Consider the following 25,863-nt stretch of genomic DNA (forward strand, 5'->3'; position numbering starts at 1 on the left):
GCCGGGCGGCGTCCACGTCGAGCACCGAGGGCGGCCGGCCGCCCCCGGAGACGCCGACGCCGGACTCGTGGACGTATCCGGCCTCGATCAGCCGGTCCACCCGGTCGGTGATCGTCGACCGGGACAGACCGGTGTACTCGATGAGCTCCTTGCGCGTACGGCAGGCCCTGGTGCGGATCAACTGGAGGATCTGGCCCGCCGTCAGCATGGTCTACCCCTTCTCCGCTCCTGCCGTCAGCCCCTCCGTCAGCAGGCGCTCGCTGGCGAAGAACACGATAACGATGGGCAGCGTCAGGACCACCGATCCCGCCATGAGCACGGTCGTCGGGATCTCGATGCTGCCCGCCAGCTGGGAGAGCCCCAGGGAGACCGTCCAGCTCTCCCGCTTCTCGAGCAGGAAGAGCAGGGCGAACAGGAACTCGTTCCAGGCGATCATGAACGCGTAGAGACCCGTCGCCATGAGCGCGGGCTTGGACAGCGGCAGCACCACCCGCCAGATGGTCGACAGGCGGGTGCAGCCGTCGATCGCCGCCGCCTCCTCCACGCTCTGCGGCACGGTCTCGAAGTAATTGCGCAGCATGTATACCGTGACGGGCACCGTCTGTGCGACATATACCAGGATCAACCCCAGCAAGGAGCCCCGGAGCCCCAGCATCGTGAAGAGCACGAACAGCGGGATGGCCAGCACGATCGCCGGGAACAGGTAGACGGCCAGGAACAGGAAGTGCACCTGCCGCCGCCCGAAGAAGCGCAGCCTGGCCACGGCGTACGCGCCCGGGATCGAGATCAGCAGCGTGACCGCCACCGAGATGACCGAGACGATCGCGCTGTTGCGCATGAACGTGACGAAACCCTGCCGGGTCAGCACGTTCACGTACGTGTCGAAGGTGAACGAGCGCGGCCAGATCGAGCCCCGCTCCAGGATCAGCTCCTGGATGTCGCGCACCGACAGCGTCACCATGTAGAAGAACGGGAACGCGGTGACCAGGAACAGCACGAGGATCACCAGCGGCTTCAGCCACCTGAACAGCGCCCGCTCGAACCTATCCCTGCTCACGCTCGCCTCCCGAGAAGAACCTGAGGTACAGGGCCAGGAACACGACCAGGACGAGCGCCAGCACGATCGCCTGCGCGGCCGAGGCGCCGATGTCGTTGCGCGCGGTCAGGAAGTCGTAGACGCGCACGCTGACCACCCCCGTCCCCGCCTCGCCGCCGGTCAGCAGGTACACGTCGTCGAACTTGGTGAAGGTGAAGACGAACCGCAGCACCGACAGCAGCGCGACCACCCGCCAGAGCTGCGGCATGATCACGTGACGGAAGCGCTGCGTCGGCGTGGCCCCGTCCACCACCGCCGCCTCCTCCAGCTCCCCGGGCAGCGCCTGCAGCCTGGCCAGGATGAACAGGAACGCGAACGGGAAGTACCGCCACGCCTCGAACGCGATCACGGTCAGCAGCGCCACCGGCACCTCGACGCCCAGGAACGTGCCCTTGGCCTGGGTGAGGAAGGCGATGTGGGTGCCCAGCCAGGAGTTGACGATGCCGTAGTCGGGGTTGAGCATCGTCTCCCACAGGAAGGCTGCCGCCACGACCGGCGCCACGTACGGGATGAGGATGGAGGCCCTGACGAGCGTGCGCCCCTTGAACCGGTCGCGCAGCGCCAGCGCGGCCACCAGCCCGATCACGATCGACAGCGCGGTGCCGGCGACGGTGTAGATGAGCGTGTTGACCAGGGAGGACCAGAACCCCGGCTCGGAGATCACGTACGCGAAGTTCTCCAGCGTGTAGTGCCCGAAGACGCCCACCCTGCGGATGTTGATCAGCCGCACGTCCTGGAACGCGAGCATGATCGCCCACAGCAGCGGCACCACCACCACGACCAGCGTGATGATCAGTGTCGGCGAGATCAGCGCCAGCCCGGCCCTGTTCTCCCTCTGCTTCAGGGTCCGGGTCACCCTCGGATCCCGCGCTTGATGGTCTCGACGTCCTTCTTGGCCTGGTCGGCGGCGGCCTGCGGGGTCAGGGAGCCGTCCACCAGCCCGCTCAGCGCCCTGGGCACGGGCAGCTCGCCCATCGTGGCGCCGATCAGCTTGCCCTGGCCCTGCGGGATGCCCCACCGGGCGAAGGTGTCAGGGCTCTTGCGCAGCGTGTCCAGCACCTCGGCCGGGTAGACCTCGGCCAGCGGCTTCTTGGTGTCCACGCCGGCGGGCAGCTTGTTCCACTTGTCGGCGAAGCCGGTCCGGGTGGGGAACTTGCCCTCCGGAGCCATCCCGATCCACCGGTCGTAACCCTCGTTCATCATGTACGAGACGAACTGGGCGGCGGGCTCCTTGGCGGCGTCCCGGATGACGGCCCAGGAGACGATCTCCCCGTACTGGGCGGGAGTCCCGTCGGGCCCCTTCAGCGCGGTGACCACGCCGGTGTTCTTGGCCAGCCACTCGGGGTCGCCCTTGCACTCGGGGCAGCTCGGCTTGGCGTCGTTGCGCAGCCCGGCCAGCTCGTCCAGGATGAACGACGACCAGATCGTCATCGCCGCCCTGCCCGCGAAGTAGGTGGCACGGGTGGAGTCGACGTCCTGCTTCCCCTTGACCGAATAGTCTTTTGCGAGCTTTGCGTAGAAGTCAAATGCTTTCACGCACTGTGGCGCATTAAGGGCAACATTTCCGGAATTGTCGACTAGCTGGCAGCCGTTCGCGAGGGCCACGTGCTCAAAGCTCTGCGCGGTGAACGAGTCCTTCGGCGCCACGGCCAGCGTGATGCCCGCGACCCCGCCCGTGTTCAGCTTCTTCGCCGCCGCCTCCAGCGCCTCGTAGGTGTCCGGCGGCTCCAGCCCGGCCTTCTGGAACAGGTCCTTGCGATAGAGGATGAGCTGCGCCCACCCGTCGCTCGGCACGGCCAGCAGTTTGCCGCCCGACGAGTCGAGCTCCAGCGCCCGCGCCGAGAACCCGCTCCTGCCGAGCTTGTCGACGATCCGGCCGGGCGTCTCGGTGTCGAGCAGGTCGTTGGCCTCCAGCTCGCGGATGGAGGCCAGGGGCAGCGCGCCGATCACGTCGGGCAGGTCGTCGGCGGCCGCGGCCGTGGTGATCACCTGGCTGAACTGGTCCTCGGCCACGCCGACCAGCTTGACCTTGATACCGGTCTTCTTGGTGAAGTCGGCGACGATCTGGTTCTGCACGGTCATCCGGTCCTCGAGGTTCTCCTCGGTCCAGACCGTGATCTCGTCGGCGGCCTGCGAGCCGCCTCCGTCGTCGCCGCACGCCGTCAGCGAGGCCGCTGCCAGCAGGGCGACGGCGAGGACGGCGGGCATCTGATGGGGCATGACGCACTCCTCCCGTACGGGGATATGCGGCCCTTTACCCCTAAGTCGGGCGACGCAACTAGCGGTAGTCGAGACGAGACCGGTCTGTACCCGGCTCGTGTTCGGGGGCGCGCCGGACAAGAGGGGTAGGTAGCGGACGGGTTATATCGGTAAGCTCGCTTACCGGAAGACACTCTTGAGAAACGCCAATTTCGGTAGTGGCGTCGGGCGGAAGTCGTAGACTTACGAGTGTTCTGAGCGCAAGTATCGTGTGCGAACAACTACTAAACCTTTACCTTCTGTCTGATCAAAAAGCGTAAGTGTGGGGAATGCGCGTCATCACCTTTGAAGAGCCAGGCCGTGTCCGCGTCGGCCTGGAGTCGCCCGCCGAGCTTGAGGCGGGCTGCGTGCGGGTCCGTACGCTCTATTCGGGCGTCTCCGCGGGCACCGAACTCACCGCCTATCGCGGTACGAACCCCTATCTCTCCCGCAAATGGGACGCCGAGCAGCGGCTGTTCCTCAACGGCAAGACCCACGCCTACCCGCTGGCCGGCTGGGGCTACCAGGAGGTCGGCGAGGTGGTGGAGGCGGCGCCCGACGTCGCCGACCCGCCGGTCGGTCAGCTCGTCTGGGGCATCTGGGGCCACCGAAGCGAGGCCGTCGTCCCTGCCGAGAGGCTGGTCGGCCACGTCCTGCCGCCCGGCGCGGAGCCGATCGGCGGCGTCTTCGCCCGCGTCGGCGCGATCGCGCTCAACGCCGTGCACGCCGCCGACATCCACCTGGGCGACCAGGTCGCGATCTTCGGGCAGGGCGTCATCGGCCTGCTGGCCACCCGGCTCGCCGTGCTGAGCGGGGCCAGGGTCGTCGCCGCCGACGCCATCCCCGCCCGCCTCGAACTGGCCAGGTCGTACGGCGCCGCCGAGACCTTCGACGTCACCGGCGGAAGCGTGGCCGAGTTCATCCGCAAGCGGATCGAGGGCGCCGACACCGCCATCGAGCTGAGCGGCAACCACCTGGGCCTGCACGAGGCGATCAGGACCGTGCGCAGGGGCGGCCGGGTCGTGGCCGCGGGCTTCTACCAGGGCGACGGCGCCGGGCTGCGGCTCGGCGAGGAGTTCCACCACAACCAGGTGCAGCTCGTGTCCTCGCAGATCGGCGGCGTCGCCTCGTGGCTGTCGCACCGCTGGGACGTCGAACGACTCCAGCGCACGTTCATGGAGCTCGTGCACCGGGGCGAGATCGACGTCCAGAGCCTGGTCAGCCACGTCATGCCGGTCGGCGACGCGCCCGCCGCCTTCGACCTGATCGACAGGCACCCGTCCGAGGTGCTTCAGCTCGTCTTCCAATTCGAGGAGTGACAGTGAGGCTTGCCGCACAGGAGCAGCTTCTGCCCGGTCGCACGCTGCAGGAGAAGTTCGCGTTCGCGCTCGACGCCGGGTTCGACGCGATCGAGCTGCGCGGGAAGGGGGACTTCCACTTCGCCGGCCGCCTGACCGAGCTCAAGCGGGCCCTGGCCGACGGCGTCGTCATGCCGACCGTGTGCGTGGAGATGCCGCACTTCATCGGCGACTTCGACCCCGGCAAGCGCATGGACGCCATCCAGCAGCTGCGCTCGCAGCTCACGGTCATCGCCGAGCTGGGCGGCATCGGGGTGATGACGCCCGCCTCCTGGGGCCAGTTCTCGCGCAGGCTGCCGCCGTTCGAGCCGCCGCGCAGCCCGGAGGAGGACCGCGAGGTACTGGCCGAGGCGCTGGCCGTGCTCGGCGAGCACGCGCACCGCAACGGCGTGCTGATCATGCTGGAGCCGCTCAACCGCTACGAGAACCACATGGTCAACACCCTCGCCGAGGCCGTGTCGTACTGCTCCATGGACTCCATCAGGATCGTCGGCGACACCTACCACATGAACATCGAGGAGGACGACCCCTGCCGCTCGCTGATTGAGGCGGCGCCCTACCTCGCGCACATGCAGATCAGCGAGTCGAACCGCAACCAGCCGGGCACCGGCCACCTCGACTGGGGCGCGCAGCTGGCCACCCTCGACGCCCTCGGCTACGACGGCTACCTCGCGCTCGAATGCCGCCTGCGCGGCGAGCCGGAGATCGTCCTGCCCCAGACGGCGGCCTTCATCAGGAAATACCTATGATCCTCCGCGACGCCGTGCGCGTCCTGGTCGCCAACTGGGACGGCAGCTACACCGTCCCCTCCCGCCGGCTCTACCCCCATCAGTGGAGCTGGGACTCCGCCTTCATCGCCATCGGCAACGCCCGCTGGTCGCCGCGCCGGGCCAGGTCGGAGCTGCTCGCGCTGTTCGGCTCCCAGTGGCGTGACGGCAGGGTGCCGCACATCGTGTTCAACCCCAGGGTGCCCGAGGGCGCCTACTTCCCCGGCCCCGAGTTCTGGATGGTGCGCGCCCCCTCCGGCTCGGCCACCTCCGGCATCGTGCAGCCGCCCGTGCACGCGCTGGCCGCCTGGCAGGTGCACCTGGCCGAGCCCGACCCGGTCTTCCTGCGCAGGCTCTACCCGCGGCTGGTCGCCCAGCAGGACTTCCTGCGCGCCGCGCGCCGCTCGCCCGAGGGGCTGATCTCGATCGTGCACCCCTGGGAGTCGGGCATGGACAACAGCCCGGCCTGGGACCTGCCGCTGGCCGCCGTCGAGGCCGGGCCCGCGGGCGTCACCCGCAAGGACCTCGGTCACGTCAGCGCCGACGAGCGGCCCACCGACCGCGACTACGAGTGCTACGTCGCGCTCGCCCGCGCCTACCGCGACACCGGTTACCGGCGCGCCGGCGCGTTCCGTGTCGAGGATCCGCTGTTCAACGCCGCGTACGGGGTGGCGGAGCTGTCCCTGGCGAAGATCGCGGAGGTGTGCGGCGCGGACCCGGAGCCGCACCACCAGGAGGCCGCCGCCATCACCGCGGCCATGGTCGAGCATCTCTTCGACGAGGGCCTGTTCCACTCCCGCGACGTGCTCACCGGCCACCTGCTGCGCTCCAGCAGCGCCGCCGGGCTGGTCCCGCTCATGCTGCCGGACCTGCCGCGCGACATCGCCAACACGCTGATCGGCACCGCGCTCGACCTGTTCGGGCTGAAGGACGGGGTGCTGCCCAGCTTCGCGCCGTCCGCGCCCGAGTACGACCGGGCGCGCTACTGGCGCGGGCCGAGCTGGATCAACCTGTCCTGGCTGGTCTGGCAGGGCCTGCGGCACCGCCGCGCCGACCTGGCCGGGCCGCTGGCCGACGGCATGATCAGGGCGGTCACCGAGTCTGGGTTCCGCGAGTACTTCGACCCGTTCACCCTCCAGGGCCACGGCTGCCACGACTTCAGCTGGTCAGCCGCGCTCGTCCTCGACGTCGCCGCGGAGCACGGCCTGGACGGAGTGCCGGCTCCGGGCGGCCAGCTCGGACAGGAACTGGGGGGCCTCGGCGAAGCCGACGACGTCGGTGATCACGTGCCGGCGTAGCAGGTCACCGCGCTGCCGCAGCAGCGCGATCGTCTCGTACGAGAGCCGCTCGCGGTCCCAGGCGTGCGCCAGGCCGCGCGGCACCCTGCCGATCTGGGCGCAGCGCACCGACAGGCCGTTGTGGTGGAACTCCTCGCCCAGGCGCACCTCGTCCGCGCCCTCGGTGTAGAAGGCCAGGTCCACGAGCGTGCCCTGCGGCCGGAGCAGCCTGAGCCCCAGGGCCAGAGCCCGGGGCCTGCCGCGGCACTGGAACACCACGTCGGCGCCCCGGTCGTCGGGGGCGTGCCGCCAGCGCCGCTTCAGCTCCACGGCGGGGTCCTGCTCCGTGGCCAGTACGTCGGCCCCGAGCGCCGCGGCGATGTCCAGCCTGGCCGGGGTCTCGTCCACGACCACGACCTCCGCCGCGCCGTACGCGAGGGCGAACGAGGCCGTCAGCAGCCCGACGACCCCTGCGCCGACCACGGCCACGCGCCTGCCGCGCACCCCGTCGCCGAGGTCCCGGACGGCGGGGCCGTGCAGGTCGGCGGCGGCGTGCAGGAGCCCGTTCGCGCAGATCGGCCCCATGTGCGCCACGTAGACGCCGAGCATCGGGTCCAGGTCGCCGGGCAGCTCCACGAACCTGTCGGCCAGTGGGTCGGCCACGTAGCCGGTGCGGTGCCCGTACGCCATCGCCACCAGCGCGCCCTCGCGCACGGCCCGCGTCCGCGTCTCGACCACCCGGCCCACCTGCATGTACCCGATGCCGCGCACGGGGTAGCCGATGGACGGCGTGCCCTCGGCGAACAGCCCGAGCGCCCGGTCCCAGCTCGCCGACAGGTACGGGTTGGTGCCCTTGACGTAGGTCAGCTCGGTGCCGGCCGAGATCCCGCTGTAGGCGGTGGCGACCCGGAAGCCGCCCTCCGGCACGTCCGCCGGCTTCTCCTCCACCAGCGTGACCTCGCCAGGTGCCTCAATGCTCAAGACGTTGATCAAGTGTCACCGGTTTCCTCTCGATGGCCGACCGCGCCAGGGCGAGGGCCAGCCTGTGGGTCCTCAGCGCCTCTTGGTAGGGCGCGCGCACGTCGGCCTCCCTACCCTGTACGGCGTCGACGAACGTCCGATCCACCCGGGTCTTGGCCTGTCCGTCCGCCTCGATCACGGTCTCGCCGTCGATGAGCAGCCGTTCCTCGCCGAGCTCCAGCGTGATGCCCTCGGCGTGCACCTCCAGCCCGGCCCGGTGTTTGCGGACGAGCAGGCTGGTGGCGGCCAGCGTCCCGGCCGCGCCGCCGGCGAAGCGCAGCACCGCGGCCGTGGCCCGGTCGACCTCACCGGCCGTGCTGTTGTCAGCCGGTACGGCGTGCACCATGGACACCTCGCCGACCAGCACGCGGGCCAGGTCGAGGACGTGGACGGCCTGCTCGACCAGCTGACCGCCCGACATGTCCGGCTTCAGCCACCAGCCGACCGGGGGCACCTTGTCCAGCCAGTACCCCAGCGCCAGCCGCACGGGCCGGTCCCCGAGCAGGTCCCGGGCCTGGTAGAGGATGTCGAGGTAGCGCCAGTGGTGCCCGACGGCCGAGGGCAGGCCCCGGCGGTCGAGATCCGCGGCGATCCGCTCGGCGGTGGCCAGGTCAAGGGAGAGCGGTTTTTCCACAAATAGTGGGAGATCGCATGACAGGGCGTCTTCTTCCGGGGTGCCGTGGGCGAAGGGCGGCACGCAGACGTACGCGGCGTCCAGCCCGCCGGCCTCCAGGAGGCCGGCGTGGCTCTCGAAGGCGGGCGAGCCGTGCTTCGCGGCGAGCGCCTGGGCTCTGCGCAGGTCCGGGTCGGCGACGCCGGCGATGGAAACATCCGGAAAACCGGACAAGACGTCAGCGTGACGGGCAGCAACATTTCCGGCACCGATGATGCCGATACGCGTGATGGGCGACACGTCCCGCCTTATCCCACAATTTCATTGAATGAAACGAAGATGTTCAGAGATGCCTTGATGGGGCAGATGTCGCCGACCTGAACAGAACAGATCGGGGCATACTGCATGGGGAAAGATTTGCGGGCCTTGTCCAGAGTCCAGGAATGGTACGGCCCCCACTCGAGCGTCGCGGCCGAGTGGCCGGTCGAAGCCCTCCTGCTGGCCAAGGGAACGACCACGGTGAGTGTCGTCCTGCCTGCTCGTGACGAAGAGAGCACAGTGGGCGAGATCGTCACCGTGATCCGCCGCGACCTCGTCGAACGGGCACCCCTCGTGGACGAGATCGTCGTCGTCGATTCCAACTCCACCGATTCGACCGCCGCCGTGGCCGCCGCCGCCGGAGCCCGCGTGGTGGCGCAGAACGCCGTACTGTCGCACCTTCCACCGCTGACCGGCAAAGGGGAGGCGCTGTGGAAGGGGCTGGCCGCCGCCAAGGGCGACCTGATCGTGTTCGTGGACGCCGATCTGCGCAACTTCGGCTCCCACTTCGTCTCCGGGCTGCTCGGGCCGCTGCTCCTGGACCCCAAGACCCACTTCGTCAAGGCCGCCTACGAACGCCCGTACACCGGCGAGGACGGCGTGCCCCAGCGCGGCGGCGGCGGCCGGGTCACCGAGCTGCTGGCCAGGCCGTTGCTCAACCTGTTCTGGCCGGAGCTGGCGGGGTTCGTCCAGCCGCTCGGCGGTGAGTACGCCGCCCGCCGCGAGGTCCTGGAACAGGTCCCGTTCGTCACCGAGTACGGCGTCGAGTTCGGCCTGCTGGTCGACCTGCTCGAACTGACCGGCCTGGACGCGATGGCCCAGGTCGACCTCGGCACCAGGACACACGCGCACCAGCCGATGCCCGCGCTGGGCCGGATGGCCGGCCAGATCATGCTCACCGCCTGGTCCCGCCTGGAACGGCAGGGCCGGGTGGTGAGCGCGCAATCGCCCGATCACATGCTGCTGCAGTTCGGGCTGGACGGGGAGACGGACCTGGTGGACATGACCGTCGCCGAGCGGCCTCCGCTCGCCACGCTCGCGGTGGGGGACGTCGCGTGAACATCCTGATGAACGCCGGGCCATGGCTGCCCGTACCGCCCGCCGGCTACGGCGGGATCGAGAACGTGGTCGCCACGCTCGTGCCCTGCCTGCGCGAACGCGGGGTGCGGATCGTGCTGGCCTCCGTCGGGTCGAGCACGATCGAGGTGGACGAGCTGATCAGCGTCTTCGACGAGGGCCAGTTCGGCGACCTGCAGAAGCCGTACAACCAGGTCATGGGCATCGCGCACGCCCATCAGGCCCGCGTGGCGCGCGAGATCGCCGCCCGCGACGACCTCGACCTGGTCCACGACCACCTGGAGGTGGTGGGACCGGCCGTGCTGGCCGCGCTCGGCGGCCCGCCCGTCCTGCACACGCTGCACTGGGACCTGCGCAAGCACGCCGCCTTCTATGGAGCGTTCCCGCGCTCGATCGCGGTCAACGGCGTGTCGGACTCCCAGATCGCCCGCGCGCCGGAGGCGCTGCGCGCGGCCTCGCTCGGCTCCGTCCTGCTGGCCACCCCGCTGGCCGACCGCGACATCCGCGCCGAACGCGGCGAGCACCTGGCCGTCATGGGCAGGGTCTGCGGGCTCAAGGGGCAGCACGTGGCGGCCAGGATCTGCCAGAAGCTGGGCCTGCCGCTCGTCCTGGCCGGGCCGGTGAGCGGCCTGGACACCCCCGCCGAGCTGGAGGCGGTCGTCCAGGACCCGGAGCATCCGCTGCACGGGCACCCCGACGTCCGCTACTACGCGGACACGCTCGCGCCCTACCTCGACGGCGACCTGGTGCGCTGGATCGGCTCGGTGGGCGGCGACACGCGCGACCAGCTCTACGCCTCCGCGCGAGCCGCGCTGTTCCCCATCCAATGGGACGAACCCGGCGGCACCGCCGTGGTGGAGGCCCTGTCGCTGGGGGTGCCGCCGGTGGCGCTGCGGCGCGGCTGCATGCCGGAGATCATCGAGCACGGGCGTACCGGGTTCCTCGCCGACACGGAGGAGGAGCTGGCCGAATGGGTGCTGCGGATCGACGAGATCGACCCGGAGGAGTGCCGCGCGGAGGCGCGCCGCCGCTTCTCGCCGTCGGTCATGGCCGACCGCTACCTGGAGCTGTACGAGCAGGTGCGGAAACGGTCCTAGGAGAAACCGCGGGGCAGGACGGCGACCGGGCACGCGGCTGACTTGAGCACCTTCATCGCCACCTCCCCGAGGAAGACCCGGTGCGGCTGCGCGTCCTCGCTGGCCGCGCAGACGAGCAGCTCACCGGGCAGCCACTCGATCGTCGCGAGGGCCGCGGCCACGTCGTGCCCCTCGGCGATCTCCGACTCCGCCTCGATCCCGGTCGTCTCCCAGGCCAGGCGTACGGCCAGCGCCAGGTCGTCGCCGAGCCGGCCGGGATCCTCCGTACGCAGGTCCAGCGTGATCAGCCGGAGCGGCGCCCCCAGCCGGAGCGCGGCCCGCGCCACCCGCTCCACGGCGGCGTCGCACTGCGGCCGGTGCACGTACGCCAGCGTGAGCCGCGACGGCTCGTCCGGCGGCAGGTAGCCCGACGGCGCCAGCATCACCGCCTCGGGGGACAGGTGCAGCAGGTGGTCGGACGTGGCGCCGATCGTGATGCCGCCGTGCCGGCCGCCGCGCGCCGACCCGGCCACGATCAGGTCCGCCTTGATCCGGCTCGCCAGCACCGCCAGGCCGCGCCCGGAGCCCCTGCTCTCGAACGCCATGTACTCGGCCGGCACGTCGCCCAGCTCCTTGGCCGCGTGCGCCAGGTTGGCCTGCGCCTCGACCGCCAGCCCCGGGCTGCCCGGCGGGTAGATCACCGCCACGGTGAGCTCGCCGCCGGTGACCCGCGTGATCGCGGCACCCAGGGCGAGAGCGTCGCTTCCCCCTGCGTCGCCGTTGTACCCGACGATCACGTGCTCTCCGATCACGGATGGTCCTTACCCGCTGTGAGCTGGGCATACGCCTCCACTCTCCTCCATACGGAGGACCCCTTTTCAGGAATTTTGGTCGTTTGGTGGAGATGTCGGACGGTGATCGTTTGTAGGGTCGCGTCATCACCGGTTCATCGATTGGACATGTTTTGTACCGCGACATCGTCGACTTCGCCCTCACCACGCCCGCGTGGCTGCACACCCTCGCGGAGGTGGGCACCGACGCCGGCCTGTTCGTCTTCGCCGCGTTGTTCCTGCTGTGCTGGTGGCGGGCCAGGAACGCGCCGGCGCGTGACCTGGCGATCGCGATCGCGGGCCCTGCGGGCGTGGTCTGCGCGTACGTGCTCAGCGAGATCGTCAAGACGTTCGTCCGGGAGGGACGGCCCTGCCGGGACGGGATCGCGACGATCGCCGCGTGCCCGCCCCCGGACGACTGGTCGTTCCCGAGCAACCACTCGGTCATCGCGGCCGGGGCCGCGGGAACGCTCGTCCTGGCCTGGCGGGCGCTGGCCTGGGCGGTGCTCCCGCTGGCCGTGCTGATGGCGTTCTCGCGCGTGTTCGTCGGCGTGCACTATCCGCACGACGTCGCGGCGGGCTTCCTGATCGGCTTGGCGCTGGCCCCGCTGTTCGCTTTGCTGCTGGTGGGAGCGGTCACGCCGATGGTACGGCTGGCGCGAAGCCGTCTGTCGCCGCAACGAGCCGGCTGACGATGCCCGGCTCGGTGGCGGCGTGCCCGGCGTCGTCCACCACCTCGAACCTCGCCTCCGGCCACGCCTGGTGCAGGTCCCAGGCCGTGGCCATGGGCGTGCACACGTCGTAGCGGCCCTGGACGATGACGGCCGGGATGTGGCGGATCAGGTCCACGTTCGCGATGAGCTGACCGGGCTCCATCCAGCCGCCGTGGGTGAAGAAGTGATTCTCGATCCGGGCGAACGCCACGGCCATCTTCGCCTCCCCGAACTCCGCCACCAGCTCCGGATCGGGCAGCAGCGTGACCGTCCCGCCCTCCCATCGCGACCACGCCTCGGCCGCCGCCAGCCGCGCCTCGTCGTCGTCGCCCTCCAGCCGCGCGCGGAAGGCCGCGATCAGGTCGCCCCGCTCCTCGGCCGGGATCGGCGCGACGAACTGCTCCCACAGGTCGGGGAACATCCTGGAGGTGCCCTCCTGGTAGAACCAGTGCAACTCCTCCGGCCGCAGCGTGAAGATGCCGCGCAGCACCAGCTCGGTCGTCCTTCCGGGGTGCGTCTGCGCGTACGCGAGGGCCAGCGTGCTGCCCCACGACCCGCCGAACACCTGCCACCGGTCGATCCCCAGATGCTCCCGCAGCCGCTCCATGTCGGCGACCAGGCTCCAGGTCGTGTTGGTCTCCAGCGACGTGCCGGGATCACTCGCGTGCGGCAGGCTGCGCCCGCAGTTGCGCTGGTCGAACAGGACAATCCGGTACAGCTCGGGGTTCCACTGGCGGCGGTGCTTGGTGGTGCAGCCGCCACCCGGGCCGCCGTGCAGCATGACGGCCGGCTTGCCGTCGGGGTTGCCGACGGTCTCCCAGTAGATCTGGTTGCCGTCGCCGACGTCCAGCAGACCCGAGTCGTAGGGCTCGACGGAGGGGTAGAGGGTTCTCATGGATATGCACCGTTTCATACTTGTTCGATGGAACTGGTGACGATCGACGACATCCACGCCGCAGCCGACCGCATCAAACCCGTCACACTACGCACCCCTCTGGTCCCGGTGGAAGGCGCCTGGATCAAACCCGAGAGCCTCCAGCGGGTCGGCTCGTTCAAGATCCGCGGCGCCTACAACGCCGTCGCCTCGCTGCGCCCCTCAGGCGTCGTGACGCACTCCTCCGGCAACCACGGCCAGGCCATCGCCTACGCCGCCAAGCAGTTCGGCATCCCGTGCGTCGTCGTGGTCCCCGAGGGCACGCCCGCCGTGAAGGCCGACGCCATCAGACGTCACGGCGCCGAACTGGTCACCGTCCCGCCCCCGCAGCGCATCAGCGCCGCGATGGCGCTCGCCGGCGAACGCGGCCTGACCATGATCCCCCCGTACGACCACCTGGCCATCATCGCCGGGCAGGGCACCATCGGCCTGGAGATCGTCGAGGACCTGCCCGACGTCGAGGTGGTCGTGACCCCGGTCAGCGGCGGCGGCCTGGCCTCGGGCATCGCCTCGGCCGTCAAGGCGCTGCGCCCCTCGGTCACCGTCCTGGGCGTCGAACCCGCGCTCGCCGCCGACGCCCTCGAAAGCCTGCAAGCCGGGCATCCCGTGTCCTGGGACACCAGCCGCACCTTCCGTACGATCGCCGACGGTCTGCGGGCCGACCTGTCCGAGCTGACCTTCGCCCACCTGCGCGAACACCTCGACGGCATCGTCACCGTGACGGAGGACGAGATCCGCTCCGCCATGACCCACCTCGCGCGCACCGCCCGGCTGGTCGCCGAGCCCAGCGGCGCCGTGACGACCGCGGCCATGCTCGCCGGCCACCTCCCGCAGGGCCGCACGGTCCTCGTCCTGTCGGGCGGCAACGTCGATCCCGACCTGTACCGCCAGGTGATCTAGCAGGCGCGGGGAGTGGCGGCTCGCCGTGCTCGCTCGACCAGATCGGCCGCGGCGGCCGCCCATTCCCCGTGCTCGAAGACGAACCCCGCGCCGAGCAACCTGCCCGGGACCACCCGGCGGCTCTTGAACAGCAGCTCGGTGTCCGATCGCAACGCGAGCGCGCCGAGCTCCGCCATCCACCTGGTCGCAGGCAGCCCCACCGGAACACCCCATGCCTGCCGCAGCACCCGCATGAACGCGCGCTGCGGCAGAGGACCGGGAGCGGCGAGGTTGACCGCCCCGCCGAGATCATCCCGCTGGGCCAGAAACTGAACAGCCCGGACAAAATCCCGCTCGTGGATCCATGACACGTACTGCGCCCCGCCCGCCACCGGACCACCCAGCCCGATCCGCGCCATCCGCGACAGAACGTCGAAGACCCCGCCCCGATCCGGACTCATCACCATGGCGGTGCGCAGGCTCACCTTACGCGTGTGCGGGGTCTCGGCCTCCTCCTGCGCCCGCTCCCACTCCTTCGCGATCTTGACGCTGTACGCCCAGTAACGCGGGACATCGGGCTCCGCGCCGCCGATCACACCGGTGGCCTCGTCGTTGGGCGCGTCGAAGCGGTGGGCGTAAATGGTGGCGGTGCTCATCTGCAACCAGACCCGGGGCGGCAGCGCGGCGGCCGCGATCGCCTCCCCCACGGCCCGGGCGGAGCGCACCCGCGAGTCCATCATCGCCTGGAGGCTCGCCGGGGTGTAACGGCAGTTCACGCTGCGCCCGGCCAGGTTGACGACAAGGTCGCTGCCGTCGACCTCCCTCACCCACGGCCCCAGGCTCTCGCCGTCCCAGTGAACCTCACGCTCGCGTACCGGTCGCCTGGTCAGGATGACGACCTCATGGCCGCCGGCCGTGAGCGCCCGATCGAGAATCGCCCCGACCTGCCCCGTTCCTCCCGCCAGCACCACCTTCATCAGGCGCTCTCCCACCGCAGGCGCTCCAGGAATCCCCGCTCCCCGATGGCGTACTCATGGAAGGCCCGCCGGATCTCCTCCAGCTCACCGACCTCCGCCCGCCGCAGCGTCCCTTCCTTGTACTCCACCTCAAATCCCCCCTTTTCGGGAGAAACCTGGATGAAGTGCCGCCCGAAGTTCACCAGCGCCACGAACGGGTTCTGCGGCGCCATGGTGCCCAGCACGTCGCGCACCAGGCCCAGATCGGGATCGTGCACCACCATCCCGTCCCCGGTGTGCAGCTGCATCCCCTCGTACACGCCGAGCGGCGCGACGTTGTGCACCAGATCCCGCTGCGGGTCGTAACAGACCAGCCCATGCGCCCGTGCGACCCCGAACACCTGCCCGGACATCTCATCCATCGTGTCCGGGGTCATCGTCACCAGCACATGTCCTGGATAAGCCGTGACAACACCCGGCAGCTCCTTGGCCACCTCGGGCACGTCTGTCGTGGGCTCGCCCCGCTTGGCCTCCAGGTAGACGGCCCGCGCCTGATCCTTGCCGATCGGCGCGGCCTCGTCCCAGACCATCAACTCAACGCTCATCCGCCCATCTTGTCGGATGCCGTCCCGCCGGCTGCCGCCTACTGCGGTTTGTGCGAGTCCGGGACCAGCTCCGCGGTGCAGTGAGCACACCGCCGCGCCTCCGCCGGAATCTCACTCAGACACTCCGGGCACTCCTTGGTCGTGGCCGCCTTGTCCTTCTCGAACAACGCCACCAGCCGGTTCATCGGCGCCACGATCAGCCAGTAGACCACCGCCGCGATGACGATGAAGGTGATGAGGTGGTTGAGGAAGTCACCGTACTTGAACTGGCTGCCGTTGATCGTGAAGGTGTACTGGGCGAAGTCCGGCTGCTTGCCGCCGGTGATCGCCCCGATCAGAGGGGTGATGAGGTCGGCGACCAGCGCCTGCACCAGGCCGCTGAAGGTGGCCCCGACAATGACCGCGATCGCCAACTCGACGATGTTGCCACGTAACAGAAACTTCCTGAATCCGCCCATAGCATCGCTATGTAGCCGGTCGAAGGACAGTCAAACGCTACGCGGTCCTGATGTCGGCATATGCCGGGGCTCGTGGTGAAACCTTGATCTTGCACAGAGCCATGTGCGGAACGTTACCGCTGGTCAGGCCTGGAAGCGAGCTGTTCCCGATCGAAGAGACCCTTCTTCGCTCCTTCGATGAAGGTATCCCACTCTTCGTACGTGAACGCTTGGACGGCGCCGGTGACGTCCGTGCTGCCCCGCACCCAAACCCGGTTGTCCAGCACGGTGACTTCGACGCATGAGCCGTTGTTACACGAGTGCCAGACGGCGCGGCTTAGGCCAGGTGGGGGTTTCATGCGCTACCTCCCGCAGAGTCGGCTATAGGGGTTTGCGCCGACGCGATTTTACTACTGTGCCGAGAGGGCGTTTGTGGCCGTTGTGATTCAAGAGGAGCATGTGGAGAACGGGTCGCTTCGGGGTGGCCATCTGCTGATGCCCACCCCGCTTCACGTAAAGCTCGAGTCTGTTATTCGCCGCCCTGAAGCCGGTTGACGAATTTACGCCACTCGGCGATGGTGAAAGTTAGTACAGGGCCGTTCTGGACTTTGTTGTCGCGAACGCCTATGGTGTTGTCGGAGATGCGGGCGACCTCTACGCAGTTTCCGTTGTTGCAGCGTGATGAAGTGCGCCACTGAATATCCGTTTCAATATTCGACGGATTAGGCACGGTGCCTCCTCTACGTTTATAGCCGCACGCTCAGGTCGGGCGACGTGCAGCAGAAGCAAGGTGAAATGGGCGATCGGGCACAGAAGAACCCCCTGTGCCCGATCGGCTGGAGATTGCGCTCTCCAGTAGACGTGAGAGACGCACTTTATCACTCATGCACTTGCCAGTGGCGCTTGCCTTGGAGGTATTTCTGCACGCTTTACCTGGACAAAGGCGCTCAGAGCCTCCCATAGCAGCAGACTCGTGACACGTTGGGGGAGTCCGGGTAGCTTGGTGCGGGATCGAAGCCCGTGCGACGGCAACGAGTGGTGATCGCCGCAAGTCCCTGCAGCGACCCTTCGGGACAGGCCGATCGGCACGTGCTTCTCCTCCAATGCGTTACGAGGTCGCAGTCTGCTTGCCGCAACAGAAAGAAAGCAGTGATCGGCCGGTCGGTGATCGAATATGTTGGTGTGCGAATCTGCTCGTTTACCGCCGCCATGAGAGCGTGCGGAACGGTGGCCTGTGTGTGCTGTCGGCCATCCGGTGAGATAAATTTCCGCTTCACAGTTCCAGGCATTGTCATATGGCGAGACGCGCCGCCTCGCATAATACGCTGAAGCCGTAGGTCGGGGCGACATTAGTTAGGGGTGGAATTTTGTCGCCATATCGGTTATCCGTTTCCTGGAGTCCTGCGGGCTCTCCGCCATCGCGCGCAGGTAATCGATGATTTCCTTGAATCGGTCGACCCGGTAGCCCTCCAGATAGAAGTGGCCCATCTGGTGCTCCACGAAGACGGTGTCGGCGATGCCTGACTTGTTGTCGAACGCGAGATGCCTGAAAGCGCTGTCGAAGCCCATGTGGGCGCCCACAGTGAAGGGGATCACCTGAATCGTGATCTGCGGCAGCTCGGCCATCCGGGCGAGGTGATCCAGCTGCTCGTGCATCGTCTGTACGCCGCCGACATGTCTCCAGAGCGCTGACTCGTCGAGCAGCACCCAGTATCGCGGGGGGTCGAGTCTGTGCAACAGGTCCTGACGCTTCATACGCGCGGCCACGCGATCGTCCAGGATGTCGCCGGCTATGCGGGGTAGCCAGCCCCGGATCATGGCCCTGGCGTAGTCCTCCGTCTGGAGCAAACCGGGCACAGTGGTGGTCTCGTACTCGACGATCGCCGACGCCTCCACCTCCAAGCCGATCATGTCCCGGAATTCGGGGTCGTCGTACTCCTGCCACCATTCCCTCTGCTGGGCGTCCTTGGCGAGGGCCATCAGGGGTGACGGGTCGGCGTTGTAGAGGTTGCAAAGGTCGCGGACGTCGCGCAGGCTGACGCGGCGCTGAGCGGTCTCTATCCGGCTGATCTTGGCGGGTGAGCACAGAAGTCTCTCGGCGACGTCGGCGATGTTCAGTCCTGCCTGGTGACGTAGGTCGCGTAGACGGGCAGCGAGTTGCCTCTGCCTGAGGGTGGGGTTCGGCGTAGTCATCGAGTGTCCTTCTGCGCCGCGGTGTCCAGGACCGGCCTGGCGTACAGGTCAGGATGTTGCGCAGTCCCGCCTACCGTAGCGGCCGCGCGGTTGCCTTCGGCGCCATTGCCCTCGCTCATGACCGATCCCCCTCATGCATAGGGGCGTGTCGAGAGCTTATGCCTCTGTGTTTGCTTGTGGCATATCAGTAAGGCAAACGTCACCGACACGTTCCATTGGCAATTGCCATAGGCACTCCCATCAACGGGTACAACGCCGCTATGAGGAGCTAAAGACACAAGGAGGACGTGATGCCCGTAGGAAGAGCGCCCCGGGTTCCAGCCGCCCGGGTCTCACGACGCCAGGCCGAGACGCGAAGCGGGGCCGGTGTAGCCGCACCGGCCCCGCTGAAGATCGATCATCCAACGCTGCCAGAGCCAAAGGACGATCCACCGTGGATGTTAGCAACATAGCCAGAAAACCGACGGTTCGTAATACCTTCAGTCGCCTCCTCGTCAACCTCCTCGAGATTCTCGACTCCTGGGCGTTCGCCGACCTCGATGACCGAGCGCGTGGCCTGGGGTTGCAGGTGCGCCGACCGGCGCTGCTCACGCGGGTCTATCGGGCACCCGAGTTCGACGCCTACGTACTCTGCGACGCCTGCGAGGGCGATGGCCACACCGGTCAGGGGACGTGCCGCGCCTGCCTGGGGCGGGGACGCGTGCGGCCATGGTAGAGCGGCGCCTGCTCGACGAGCTGAACCGCGCCACCACCCCCATATCCCGGCCGAACCCCCTGGTCGTGCTCTGGCGGTGGCGGTACGAGGCCGCGGCGGTCGCGCTGCTGCCACTCCTCGCGAACACTGTCGTCGACTCCTTCGGTGCCTTCTCCCTGGCGGTGGTGGTCGTTCCCGCCGCGGCGCTCCTCTGGCCGTCCGCGCGGTCGGAGGCGTGGGGGCGGATCCGGTGCGTGGTCACCGCGCACCGGATCCGTGTAGGGCTCGTCGAGGCGTTCGTCGTCAGCCGGCGAGGCAAGATCCCGGTCATCGTCTGGTGCGCTCCGGCGCCGTTCGGTGAGCGGGTGTGGCTGTGGTGCCGGGCCGGGACCACCGCGTCGGCCGTCGAGAAGGGCCGGGACGTCATCGCGACCGCCTGCTGGGCCACGGAGGTGATCGTGCGGCCGAAGGCCGACAGTCCGCACTGGGTGCTGCTGGAGATCGTCCGGCGCGGCCGTGCGTACAGGACTGTGCCGGATGAGCCTCGGTCAGCCCGGGGGATGCTGTAGAACATGAGCCGCCTCTGATACCGCGCCGTCAGGGGCGGCTCGCCGCTGTGAATTTTGCCGGAACTCCTGCTCTGCCTTGCCGTAGCTCCCGTCGTGAAAACCATCACAAAGGGCGTGTTTCATCTTTTGATGGGCAGGACCCCATGATCAGAGAGGCCGGACTTGTCCGGTGAAGCGGGGGAACAGAACATGGGGAAAAGCGGCGAGGGAGCCTCGATGATCGAAACTTGGCCGGGAGACCCCTACCCTCTCGGGGCTACCTACGATGGGGCCGGCACGAATTTCTCGCTGTACACGGAGGTCGCGGACAAGGTCGAGCTGTGTCTGTTCGACGATGACAACGTCGAGTCCAGGGTGCCGCTCACCGAGGTGGACGGGTTCATCTGGCACGGTTACCTGCCGGGCATCGGGCCGGGTCAACGGTACGGCTACCGCGTCCACGGCCCGTACGAGCCCTCGAAGGGGCTGCGGTGCAACCCCTCCAAGCTGCTGATCGACCCGTACGCCACGGCGATCGAGGGCGGCGTCACCTGGAACGAGGCGGTGTACGGCTACCCTTTCGGCCAGCCGGACGCGCGTAACGACGAGGACTCCGCCCCGTACGTCCCGCGTTCCATCGTGATCAACCCGTTCTTCGGCTGGGGGCACGACCGGCCGCCGGCCACCCCGTACCACGACACGGTGATCTACGAGGCGCACGTGCGCGGCCTGACGATCAGCAACCCGAAGATCCCCGAGCGCATCCGCGGCACGTACGCGGCGCTCGGCCACCCGGAGATCATCGATCACCTGACCAAGCTGGGCGTGACCGCGATCGAGCTCATGCCGGTCCACCAGTACGTGACCGACGACATCCTGGAGCAGCGCGGGCTGGCCAACTACTGGGGCTACAACTCGATCGGCTTCTTCGCCCCGCACAACCGCTACTCCAGCCAGGGGCAGCGCGGCGGCCAGGTGCCGGAGTTCAAGGCCATGGTCAGGGCGCTGCACGAGGCGGGCATCGAGGTCATCCTGGACGTGGTTTACAACCACACGGCGGAGGGGAACCATCTGGGGCCGACGCTGTCGTTCAGGGGGATCGACAATGCGAACTACTACCGGCTGGTCGACGGGGACAGGCGTTACTACCTGGACACGACCGGCACGGGCAACAGCCTGTTGATGCGCTCACCGCACGCCCTTCAGATGATCATGGACTCGCTCCGCTACTGGGTCATCGAGATGCACGTCGACGGGTTCCGCTTCGACCTGGCCTCGACCCTGGCCCGGGAGCTGCACGAGGTGGACCGGCTGAGCGCGTTCTTCGACCTGGTCCAGCAGGACCCGGTGTTGTCGCAGGTCAAGCTGATCGCCGAGCCTTGGGACGTCGGGCCGGGCGGCTACCAGGTCGGCAACTTCCCCTCCAGATGGACCGAGTGGAACGGCCGTTACCGCGACACCATCCGCGACCTGTGGCGCGGGCAGCCGGCGACGCTGCCGGAGTTCGGCTCCAGGTTCACCGGGTCGAGCGACCTCTACCAGGACGACAACCGCCGCCCGGCGGCCTCGATCAACTTCGTCACCTGCCACGACGGCTTCACCCTCCAGGACCTCGTCTCGTACAACGACAAGCACAACGAGGACAACAAGGAGGGCAACCGCGACGGCACCGACGACAACCGGTCGTGGAACTGCGGCGCGGAGGGCCCGGCGAACCTCGCCATCGAATCGCTGCGTGAGCAGCAGAAACGCAACTTCCTGACCACGTTGTTCCTGTCGCAGGGCGTGCCGATGCTCTCCCACGGCGACGAGCTGGGCCGCACCCAGCAGGGCAACAACAACGGCTACTGCCAGGACAACGAGCTCACCTGGGTCGACTGGTCCGACATCAGGGAGAACTGGCTGATGCTGGAGTTCACCCAGAAACTGGCCGCTCTGCGGAAGAAGCACCCCGTGTTCCGGCGCAGGCGCTTCTTCTACGGCAAACCGGTACGCGGCCTGGCCGACATCGCCTGGCTCACCCCGGCAGGGGAGGAGATGACCGACGGCGACTGGAACGTCGGCTACGCGAAGTCGCTGGCGGTCTTCCTCAACGGCGAGGCCATCACCGAGCCGGACCGGCGCGGCCGGCCGATCAGGGACGACTCGTTCCTGCTGCTGTTCAACGCCCACCACGACACGATCAGGTTCACGATTCCCAAGGACTACGGGGAGATGTGGCACACGGAGATCGACACCGCCATGCCGATCACCGTGGACGTCCGGATGTGCCGAGCAGGGGAAGGGGTCGCGGTGCCTGGTCGCAGTGTGCGGGTGCTCCGCCGTGTCTAGACCGGTTTCGACCTATCGGGTGCAGTTGACGCCGGACTTCGGGTTCGCCCAGGTCGGGGAGATCGCCGGGTATCTGCGGGATCTGGGCGTCAGCCATGTCTACCTGTCGCCGATCCTCCAGGCCACGCCGGCCTCCCTGCACGGCTACGACGTCACGGACCACTCCCGGATCAGGGAGGAGTTCGGCGGCGCCAAGGGGTTCCGCGAGATGGCCGAGCGACTGGCCGCGCAGGATCTGGGCGTCATCCTCGACATCGTGCCCAATCACATGAACACCACGAACGACCAGTTCTGGGCCGTACTCGCCGATGGCCCGGATTCTGCTTATGCGAGCTGGTTCGACATCGAGTGGGTGGACGGGAAGGTGGCGCTGCCGGTCGTCGGCGACGACGTGGAGCCGGTCGTGGACGGCGACGTGCTGCGCTACCACGAGCACGTCTTCCCCTATCCCGGGCACTACCGGCTGGTCGACTGGCGGCAGGGGCCCGGCTACCGGCGCTTCTTCGACGTCTCGACGCTGATCGGGCTGCGGGTCGAGGACCCGGCGGTGCTGTTCGCCACGCACGAGGTGATCTTCTGGCTGCTCGACGAGGGCCTGGTCGACGGTTTGCGCGTCGACCACCCGGACGGGCTGGCCGATCCGCGTGGCTACCTCGATCGGTTGCGTACCAGGGCGGGCGGTGCGTGGACGGTTGTCGAGAAGATCCTGATCGGCGAGGAACAGCTGCCCGCCGACTGGGCCTGCGAGGGCACCACCGGCTATGACGTGCTGAACCGGGTCAACGGCCTGTTCGTGGACCCGGCGGGCAAGGAGCCGCTGGTCGAGCTGTTCACCCGGCTGACGGGGCAGCCCGGCGACTACGCCCCGGTGATGGCGCGGGCCAAGCGCGAGGTGATCGACCTGTTCTTCGGCGCCGAGATCCGCCGCCTGGCCCGCTCGACGGGCTGCGAGCCGGAGGCGATCGCCGAGCTGCTGGCCGCGATGCCGGTCTACCGGGCGTACGTGGGGCCGGGCGAGCCGCCGCCGCCCGAGTCGGTGGCGATCGTCGAGCAGGCCGCCGCGACCTGCGCGTCCGACGTGCGGCCGCTCGTCGAGCAGGTCCTGTACGGCCCGGCCGACGCGATCACGCGCTTCCAGCAGACCTGCGGCCCGGTCATGGCCAAGGGGGTCGAGGACACGGCGCTGTACCGGTGGTACCCGCTGTCCTGCCTGAACGAGGTGGGCGGCGAGCCCGACCGGTTCGGCGTCCCGGTGGAGCACTTCCACGACTTCTGCCGTGACCTGCGGCCGTACACGATGACCACGCTCTCCACGCACGACACCAAGCGCTCGGAGGACGTGCGCGCCCGGCTGTCCGTGCTGTCGGAGATGCCCGAGGAGTGGGAGCGGGCGGTGTCGGAGTGGTCGGCGGCGGTGCCCTTCGATCCTCAGCTCGACTACCTGGCCTGGCAGAACCTCATGGCCGCGTGGCCGATCTCCTGCGAGCGGTTCACGGAGTACCTGCTCAAGGCCGCTCGGGAGGCCAAGACCGCCATTTCCTGGATAAATCCGGATCCGGGGTACGAGCAGCGGCTACGCGACTTCGCGGTGGCGGCCGTCAAGCAACCGGTCGGCGAGTTCACCGAGCGCGTCGACGGCTTCGCCATGGTCAACTCGCTCGGGGCCAAGCTGGTCCAGCTCATGATGCCCGGCGTCCCTGACGTCTACCAGGGCAATGAGATGACCGACTTCTCCCTGGTCGATCCGGACAACAGGCGACCTGTCACGTTCGAGCGGACTCCGGCCTCCGCCTGGGACGAGGCCAAGCTCGCGGTGACCACCCAGGCGCTCAGGCTGCGCCGCCGGCTCGACCCCGAGGCCCCGTACACGCCGCTCCAGGCGGAGGGGGAGGCGGCCGAGCACATGATCGCCTTCGCGCGCGGCGACGCCCCGCAGGCGGTCGCGGTCGCCACGCGGCTCCCCGTACGGCTGGCCCGCCGCGCCGGTGGCTGGGGCGGCACCACGCTCACCCTGCCCCCGGGAAGCTGGCGTGACCTGCTCACCGGCGGCCGTTACACCGGCCGCATCCCGCTGGCCCACCTGCTGGGCCGCCATCCTGTCGCGTTGCTGGAGAGACATGATCTTTGAGGTTTGGGCACCGAAGGCCACGTCCGTGGAGCTCGAAGCGCTCGACGGACGCCACGCGATGACGGCCACCGAAAGGGGCTGGTGGAAGGCCGAGGTGCCGCAGGCCGGGCACGGAACTCTCTACCGGTACGTGCTCGACGGCGACGGCCCGTACCCCGACCCGCGCTCGCTCAGGCAGCCCGAGGGCGTCTTCGGGCCGAGCGCCGTCTACGAGCACGACCGCTACACCTGGTCCGACCACGACTGGAAGGGCCGTGACCTGCGCGGCGCGGTGATCTACGAGCTGCACATCGGGACGTTCACCGAGGAGGGCACGTTCGAGGCGGCGATCGGGAAGCTGGATCACCTGGTCGAGCTGGGCGTGGACTTCGCCGAGGTCATGCCCGTCGCCCCCGTGCCGGGCGGGCGCAACTGGGGCTACGACGGGGTGGACCTGTACGCGGTCAACGAGACGTACGGCGGCCCCGACGGCCTCAAGGCATTCGTGGACGCCTGCCACAGAGCGGGCATCGGCGTCATCCTGGACGTCGTCTACAACCACCTCGGACCTTCGGGAAACTTCCTGCATCCGTTCGGACCGTACTTCGCCGGCTTCGCCGGGAGTTACTGGGGCGAGGCGGTCAACCTCGACGGATCGGGCTCGGACGAGGTGCGCCGCTACTTCGTCGAGAACGCGCTGCAGTGGCTGCGCGACTACCACATCGACGGGCTGCGGCTCGACGCCGTCCACGCGCTGCACGACAAGCGGGCCACCCACCTGCTGGCCGAGCTGTCCGGCGAGGTGGACGCGCTGTCGTGCGCGGTGGGCCGGTCGCTGTCCCTCATCGCCGAGTCCGACCTGAACGATCCGCGTATGGTCACCTCGCTGGACGCCGGTGGCCTCGGGATGACGGCGCAGTGGGACGACGACGTCCACCACGCGCTGCACTGCGCGGTCAGCGGCGAGCGCCACGGCTACTACGAGGACTTCGCCGACCTGTCCGCGCTGGCCAAGGTCCTGACCCACGGCGTCGTGCACGACGGGGGCTGGTCCAGCTTCCGCGGCCGCTCGCACGGCGCCCCGTACGGCGGGATCCCCGGCCACCGGCTCGTCGCCTGCCTGCAGAACCACGACCAGATCGGCAACCGGCCCGCCGGTGACCGGCTGCCGCTCGCGGCGCTCAAGCTCGGCACGGGGCTGCTGCTGACCTCGCCGTTCACGCCGATGCTGTTCATGGGGGAGGAGTGGGGGGCCAGCTCGCCCTTCCTGTTCTTCTCCGACCACGTCGAGGCGCACCTGCGCGACAGCGAGGGCGGGCGCAGGGAGAAGGAGTTCGACGGTTTCGGCTACGCGTGGGAGGCGCCGGACCCGTCGCACGAGGAGTCGTTCCTGCGCTCGAAGCTCGACTGGGACGAGCTGAAGCAGGAGATCCACTGGTCCCTGCTGTGCTGGTACCGGGATCTCATCGCGTTGCGTAAAGCGCTGCCCGAACTGTCTGACCCGCGCTTTGACAACGTCCGGGTAGAGTTCGATCCGGCCGGGAAATGGCTGGTCATGTGGCGTGGGTCACTGTGCGTTACCGTAAATTTTTGTCCAGATTCTGTGGCATTGCCGCTGTCCGTCGGAGTCGCTCTGCTGGCCTCGGACGAGCCTGTTAGTGCTGGTCAAGACGGTGTCAGGCTGCCTGGTCAAAGTCTGGCCATCTTCAGATCGGGTGGTTGACCAGCAAAGTCAAACGTAACTCAGCGTTACGTTTTGCCCGATATTCTCGCAACGGTCGCCCGAAACAGCTGTG

The 25,863-nt window shown here is 68.6% G+C and carries 25 protein-coding genes and 1 pseudogene; 11 read left to right on the top strand and 15 right to left on the bottom strand.

All coding sequences use genetic code 11. The features are described 5' to 3' along the window. The 4 genes from KME77_RS25460 to KME77_RS25475 form a co-directional block, all read right to left on the bottom strand. Positions 1-208 (bottom strand): winged helix-turn-helix domain-containing protein (locus KME77_RS25460; RefSeq protein WP_219471467.1); only part of this gene is annotated, 208 nt, incomplete at its 3' end. A 3-nt stretch (positions 209-211) separates the two neighbouring features. Then, on the bottom strand, positions 212-1,057 hold the full coding sequence (locus tag KME77_RS25465; protein ID WP_308250899.1) for a carbohydrate ABC transporter permease: 846 nt from the start codon (positions 1,055-1,057) through the stop codon (positions 212-214). After that, entirely contained in the window at positions 1,044-1,952 is a 909-nt protein-coding gene (locus KME77_RS25470; protein WP_219471468.1) for a carbohydrate ABC transporter permease, read from the bottom strand. Before KME77_RS25470 ends, KME77_RS25465 begins: the two co-directional genes overlap by 14 nt. Beyond that, a complete protein-coding gene (locus tag KME77_RS25475; protein ID WP_219471469.1) occupies positions 1,949-3,316 on the bottom strand; it encodes an ABC transporter substrate-binding protein in 1,368 nt (455 codons plus the stop codon). Before KME77_RS25475 ends, KME77_RS25470 begins: the two co-directional genes overlap by 4 nt. Before the next feature lie 308 nt (positions 3,317-3,624). Here KME77_RS25475 and KME77_RS25480 point away from each other — a divergent pair, with 308 nt between their 5' ends. The 3 genes and pseudogenes from KME77_RS25480 to KME77_RS30580 all read left to right on the top strand — a co-directional run. Then, positions 3,625-4,653 (top strand): zinc-binding dehydrogenase, encoded by a 1,029-nt coding sequence (locus KME77_RS25480; RefSeq protein WP_219471470.1) that lies wholly within the window; start codon positions 3,625-3,627, stop codon positions 4,651-4,653. A gap of 2 nt (positions 4,654-4,655) precedes the next feature. Further along, on the top strand, positions 4,656-5,441 hold the full coding sequence (locus tag KME77_RS25485) for a sugar phosphate isomerase/epimerase family protein (protein ID WP_219471471.1): 786 nt from the start codon (positions 4,656-4,658) through the stop codon (positions 5,439-5,441). After that, positions 5,438-6,616: pseudogene (locus KME77_RS30580) on the top strand (MGH1-like glycoside hydrolase domain-containing protein); the annotation flags it as partial. The gene KME77_RS25485 and the pseudogene KME77_RS30580, both read left to right, overlap by 4 nt. Before the next feature lie 9 nt (positions 6,617-6,625). Here KME77_RS30580 and KME77_RS25490 read toward each other — a convergent pair. Both KME77_RS25490 and KME77_RS30415 read right to left on the bottom strand, forming a co-directional pair. Then, positions 6,626-7,717, bottom strand: a complete 1,092-nt coding sequence (locus tag KME77_RS25490) for a zinc-dependent alcohol dehydrogenase (protein WP_246610723.1) — start codon at positions 7,715-7,717, stop codon at positions 6,626-6,628. Beyond that, entirely contained in the window at positions 7,707-8,669 is a 963-nt protein-coding gene (locus KME77_RS30415; RefSeq protein ID WP_219471473.1) for a Gfo/Idh/MocA family protein, read from the bottom strand. The genes KME77_RS25490 and KME77_RS30415 overlap by 11 nt, the downstream gene beginning before the upstream one ends. A 105-nt stretch (positions 8,670-8,774) precedes the next feature. On the opposite strand from KME77_RS30415, the gene KME77_RS25500 reads away from it, so the two are divergent. Together KME77_RS25500 and KME77_RS25505 are read left to right on the top strand one after the other, a co-directional pair. Beyond that, on the top strand, positions 8,775-9,746 hold the full coding sequence (locus KME77_RS25500) for a glucosyl-3-phosphoglycerate synthase (protein ID WP_219471474.1): 972 nt from the start codon (positions 8,775-8,777) through the stop codon (positions 9,744-9,746). Then, the gene (locus KME77_RS25505; RefSeq protein WP_219471475.1) at positions 9,743-10,861 is read left to right on the top strand and encodes a glycosyltransferase; all 1,119 of its coding nucleotides are present in this window, start codon (positions 9,743-9,745) and stop codon (positions 10,859-10,861) included. The genes KME77_RS25500 and KME77_RS25505 overlap by 4 nt, the downstream gene beginning before the upstream one ends. On the opposite strand, the gene KME77_RS30420 is transcribed toward KME77_RS25505, so the two are convergent. Continuing rightward, positions 10,858-11,652 carry a universal stress protein gene (locus tag KME77_RS30420; RefSeq protein ID WP_308250900.1) on the bottom strand — a complete coding sequence of 265 codons (795 nt, stop codon included), beginning with the start codon at positions 11,650-11,652 and terminating at the stop codon, positions 10,858-10,860. The two genes, KME77_RS25505 and KME77_RS30420, sit on opposite strands and share 4 nt — an antisense overlap. Positions 11,653-11,804: 152 nt before the next feature. On the opposite strand from KME77_RS30420, the gene KME77_RS25515 reads away from it, so the two are divergent. Further along, positions 11,805-12,362, top strand: a complete 558-nt coding sequence (locus tag KME77_RS25515) for a phosphatase PAP2 family protein (RefSeq protein ID WP_219471476.1) — start codon at positions 11,805-11,807, stop codon at positions 12,360-12,362. Here KME77_RS25515 and pip read toward each other — a convergent pair. Then, positions 12,307-13,278, bottom strand: a complete 972-nt coding sequence (pip, locus tag KME77_RS25520; RefSeq protein WP_219471477.1) for a prolyl aminopeptidase — start codon at positions 13,276-13,278, stop codon at positions 12,307-12,309. The genes KME77_RS25515 and pip overlap by 56 nt on opposite strands. Positions 13,279-13,305: 27 nt before the next feature. Between pip and KME77_RS25525 the strand changes: the two genes are divergently transcribed. Then, a complete protein-coding gene (locus KME77_RS25525) occupies positions 13,306-14,217 on the top strand; it encodes a threonine ammonia-lyase (RefSeq protein ID WP_219471478.1) in 912 nt (303 codons plus the stop codon). On the opposite strand, the gene KME77_RS25530 is transcribed toward KME77_RS25525, so the two are convergent. The 7 genes from KME77_RS25530 to KME77_RS25560 form a co-directional block, all read right to left on the bottom strand. After that, positions 14,214-15,188 (bottom strand): epimerase, encoded by a 975-nt coding sequence (locus KME77_RS25530; protein WP_308250901.1) that lies wholly within the window; start codon positions 15,186-15,188, stop codon positions 14,214-14,216. The two genes, KME77_RS25525 and KME77_RS25530, sit on opposite strands and share 4 nt — an antisense overlap. Next, on the bottom strand, positions 15,173-15,757 hold the full coding sequence (locus KME77_RS25535; protein ID WP_246610726.1) for a hypothetical protein: 585 nt from the start codon (positions 15,755-15,757) through the stop codon (positions 15,173-15,175). The genes KME77_RS25530 and KME77_RS25535 overlap by 16 nt, the downstream gene beginning before the upstream one ends. 38 nt (positions 15,758-15,795) lie before the next feature. Then, positions 15,796-16,215 (bottom strand): large conductance mechanosensitive channel protein MscL, encoded by a 420-nt coding sequence (gene mscL / locus KME77_RS25540; RefSeq protein WP_219471479.1) that lies wholly within the window; start codon positions 16,213-16,215, stop codon positions 15,796-15,798. 113 nt (positions 16,216-16,328) lie between these two features. Further along, positions 16,329-16,553: a DUF397 domain-containing protein gene (locus KME77_RS25545; RefSeq protein ID WP_219471480.1), complete on the bottom strand. Its 225-nt coding sequence runs from the start codon at positions 16,551-16,553 to the stop codon at positions 16,329-16,331. A gap of 170 nt (positions 16,554-16,723) precedes the next feature. Then, entirely contained in the window at positions 16,724-16,924 is a 201-nt protein-coding gene (locus KME77_RS29555; RefSeq protein WP_219471481.1) for a DUF397 domain-containing protein, read from the bottom strand. Between the two features lie 623 nt (positions 16,925-17,547). Then, positions 17,548-18,387 carry a helix-turn-helix domain-containing protein gene (locus KME77_RS25555; protein WP_219471482.1) on the bottom strand — a complete coding sequence of 280 codons (840 nt, stop codon included), beginning with the start codon at positions 18,385-18,387 and terminating at the stop codon, positions 17,548-17,550. Positions 18,388-18,784: 397 nt separating this feature from the next. Continuing rightward, positions 18,785-19,045 carry a hypothetical protein gene (locus tag KME77_RS25560; RefSeq protein WP_219471483.1) on the bottom strand — a complete coding sequence of 87 codons (261 nt, stop codon included), beginning with the start codon at positions 19,043-19,045 and terminating at the stop codon, positions 18,785-18,787. Between the two features lie 50 nt (positions 19,046-19,095). On the opposite strand from KME77_RS25560, the gene KME77_RS25565 reads away from it, so the two are divergent. From KME77_RS25565 to treZ, 4 genes are all read left to right on the top strand, one after another. After that, the gene (locus KME77_RS25565; RefSeq protein ID WP_219471484.1) at positions 19,096-19,650 is read left to right on the top strand and encodes a hypothetical protein; all 555 of its coding nucleotides are present in this window, start codon (positions 19,096-19,098) and stop codon (positions 19,648-19,650) included. A 216-nt stretch (positions 19,651-19,866) separates the two neighbouring features. Beyond that, the gene (gene glgX, locus KME77_RS25570; RefSeq protein ID WP_219471485.1) at positions 19,867-21,960 is read left to right on the top strand and encodes a glycogen debranching protein GlgX; all 2,094 of its coding nucleotides are present in this window, start codon (positions 19,867-19,869) and stop codon (positions 21,958-21,960) included. Further along, the gene (gene treY / locus KME77_RS25575) at positions 21,953-24,088 is read left to right on the top strand and encodes a malto-oligosyltrehalose synthase (RefSeq protein WP_219471486.1); all 2,136 of its coding nucleotides are present in this window, start codon (positions 21,953-21,955) and stop codon (positions 24,086-24,088) included. Before glgX ends, treY begins: the two co-directional genes overlap by 8 nt. Next, positions 24,078-25,790 (top strand): malto-oligosyltrehalose trehalohydrolase, encoded by a 1,713-nt coding sequence (gene treZ / locus KME77_RS25580; protein ID WP_219471487.1) that lies wholly within the window; start codon positions 24,078-24,080, stop codon positions 25,788-25,790. The genes treY and treZ overlap by 11 nt, the downstream gene beginning before the upstream one ends. The last annotated feature ends 73 nt before the right edge of the window (positions 25,791-25,863 follow it).

This window comes from Nonomuraea rhizosphaerae (assembly GCF_019396405.1).
In the GTDB taxonomy this organism is placed as follows: Bacteria; Actinomycetota; Actinomycetes; order Streptosporangiales; family Streptosporangiaceae; genus Nonomuraea; species Nonomuraea rhizosphaerae.

Bases quoted from the DNA above. Each gene is read 5' to 3' on its own strand.
- KME77_RS25475 (WP_219471469.1), bottom strand. From the start codon at position 3,316: ATGCCCCATCAGATGCCCGCCGTCCTCGCCGTCGCCCTGCTGGCAGCG.
- KME77_RS25480 (WP_219471470.1), top strand. From the start codon at position 3,625: ATGCGCGTCATCACCTTTGAAGAGCCAGGCCGTGTCCGCGTCGGCCTG.
- KME77_RS25500 (WP_219471474.1), top strand. From the start codon at position 8,775: ATGGGGAAAGATTTGCGGGCCTTGTCCAGAGTCCAGGAATGGTACGGC.
- pip (WP_219471477.1), bottom strand. From the start codon at position 13,278: ATGAGAACCCTCTACCCCTCCGTCGAGCCCTACGACTCGGGTCTGCTG.
- KME77_RS25525 (WP_219471478.1), top strand. From the start codon at position 13,306: ATGGAACTGGTGACGATCGACGACATCCACGCCGCAGCCGACCGCATC.
- KME77_RS25535 (WP_246610726.1), bottom strand. From the start codon at position 15,757: ATGAGCGTTGAGTTGATGGTCTGGGACGAGGCCGCGCCGATCGGCAAG.
- mscL (WP_219471479.1), bottom strand. From the start codon at position 16,215: ATGGGCGGATTCAGGAAGTTTCTGTTACGTGGCAACATCGTCGAGTTG.
- KME77_RS25545 (WP_219471480.1), bottom strand. From the start codon at position 16,553: ATGAAACCCCCACCTGGCCTAAGCCGCGCCGTCTGGCACTCGTGTAAC.
- KME77_RS25555 (WP_219471482.1), bottom strand. From the start codon at position 18,387: ATGACTACGCCGAACCCCACCCTCAGGCAGAGGCAACTCGCTGCCCGT.
- KME77_RS25565 (WP_219471484.1), top strand. From the start codon at position 19,096: ATGGTAGAGCGGCGCCTGCTCGACGAGCTGAACCGCGCCACCACCCCC.
- glgX (WP_219471485.1), top strand. From the start codon at position 19,867: ATGATCGAAACTTGGCCGGGAGACCCCTACCCTCTCGGGGCTACCTAC.
- treZ (WP_219471487.1), top strand. From the start codon at position 24,078: ATGATCTTTGAGGTTTGGGCACCGAAGGCCACGTCCGTGGAGCTCGAA.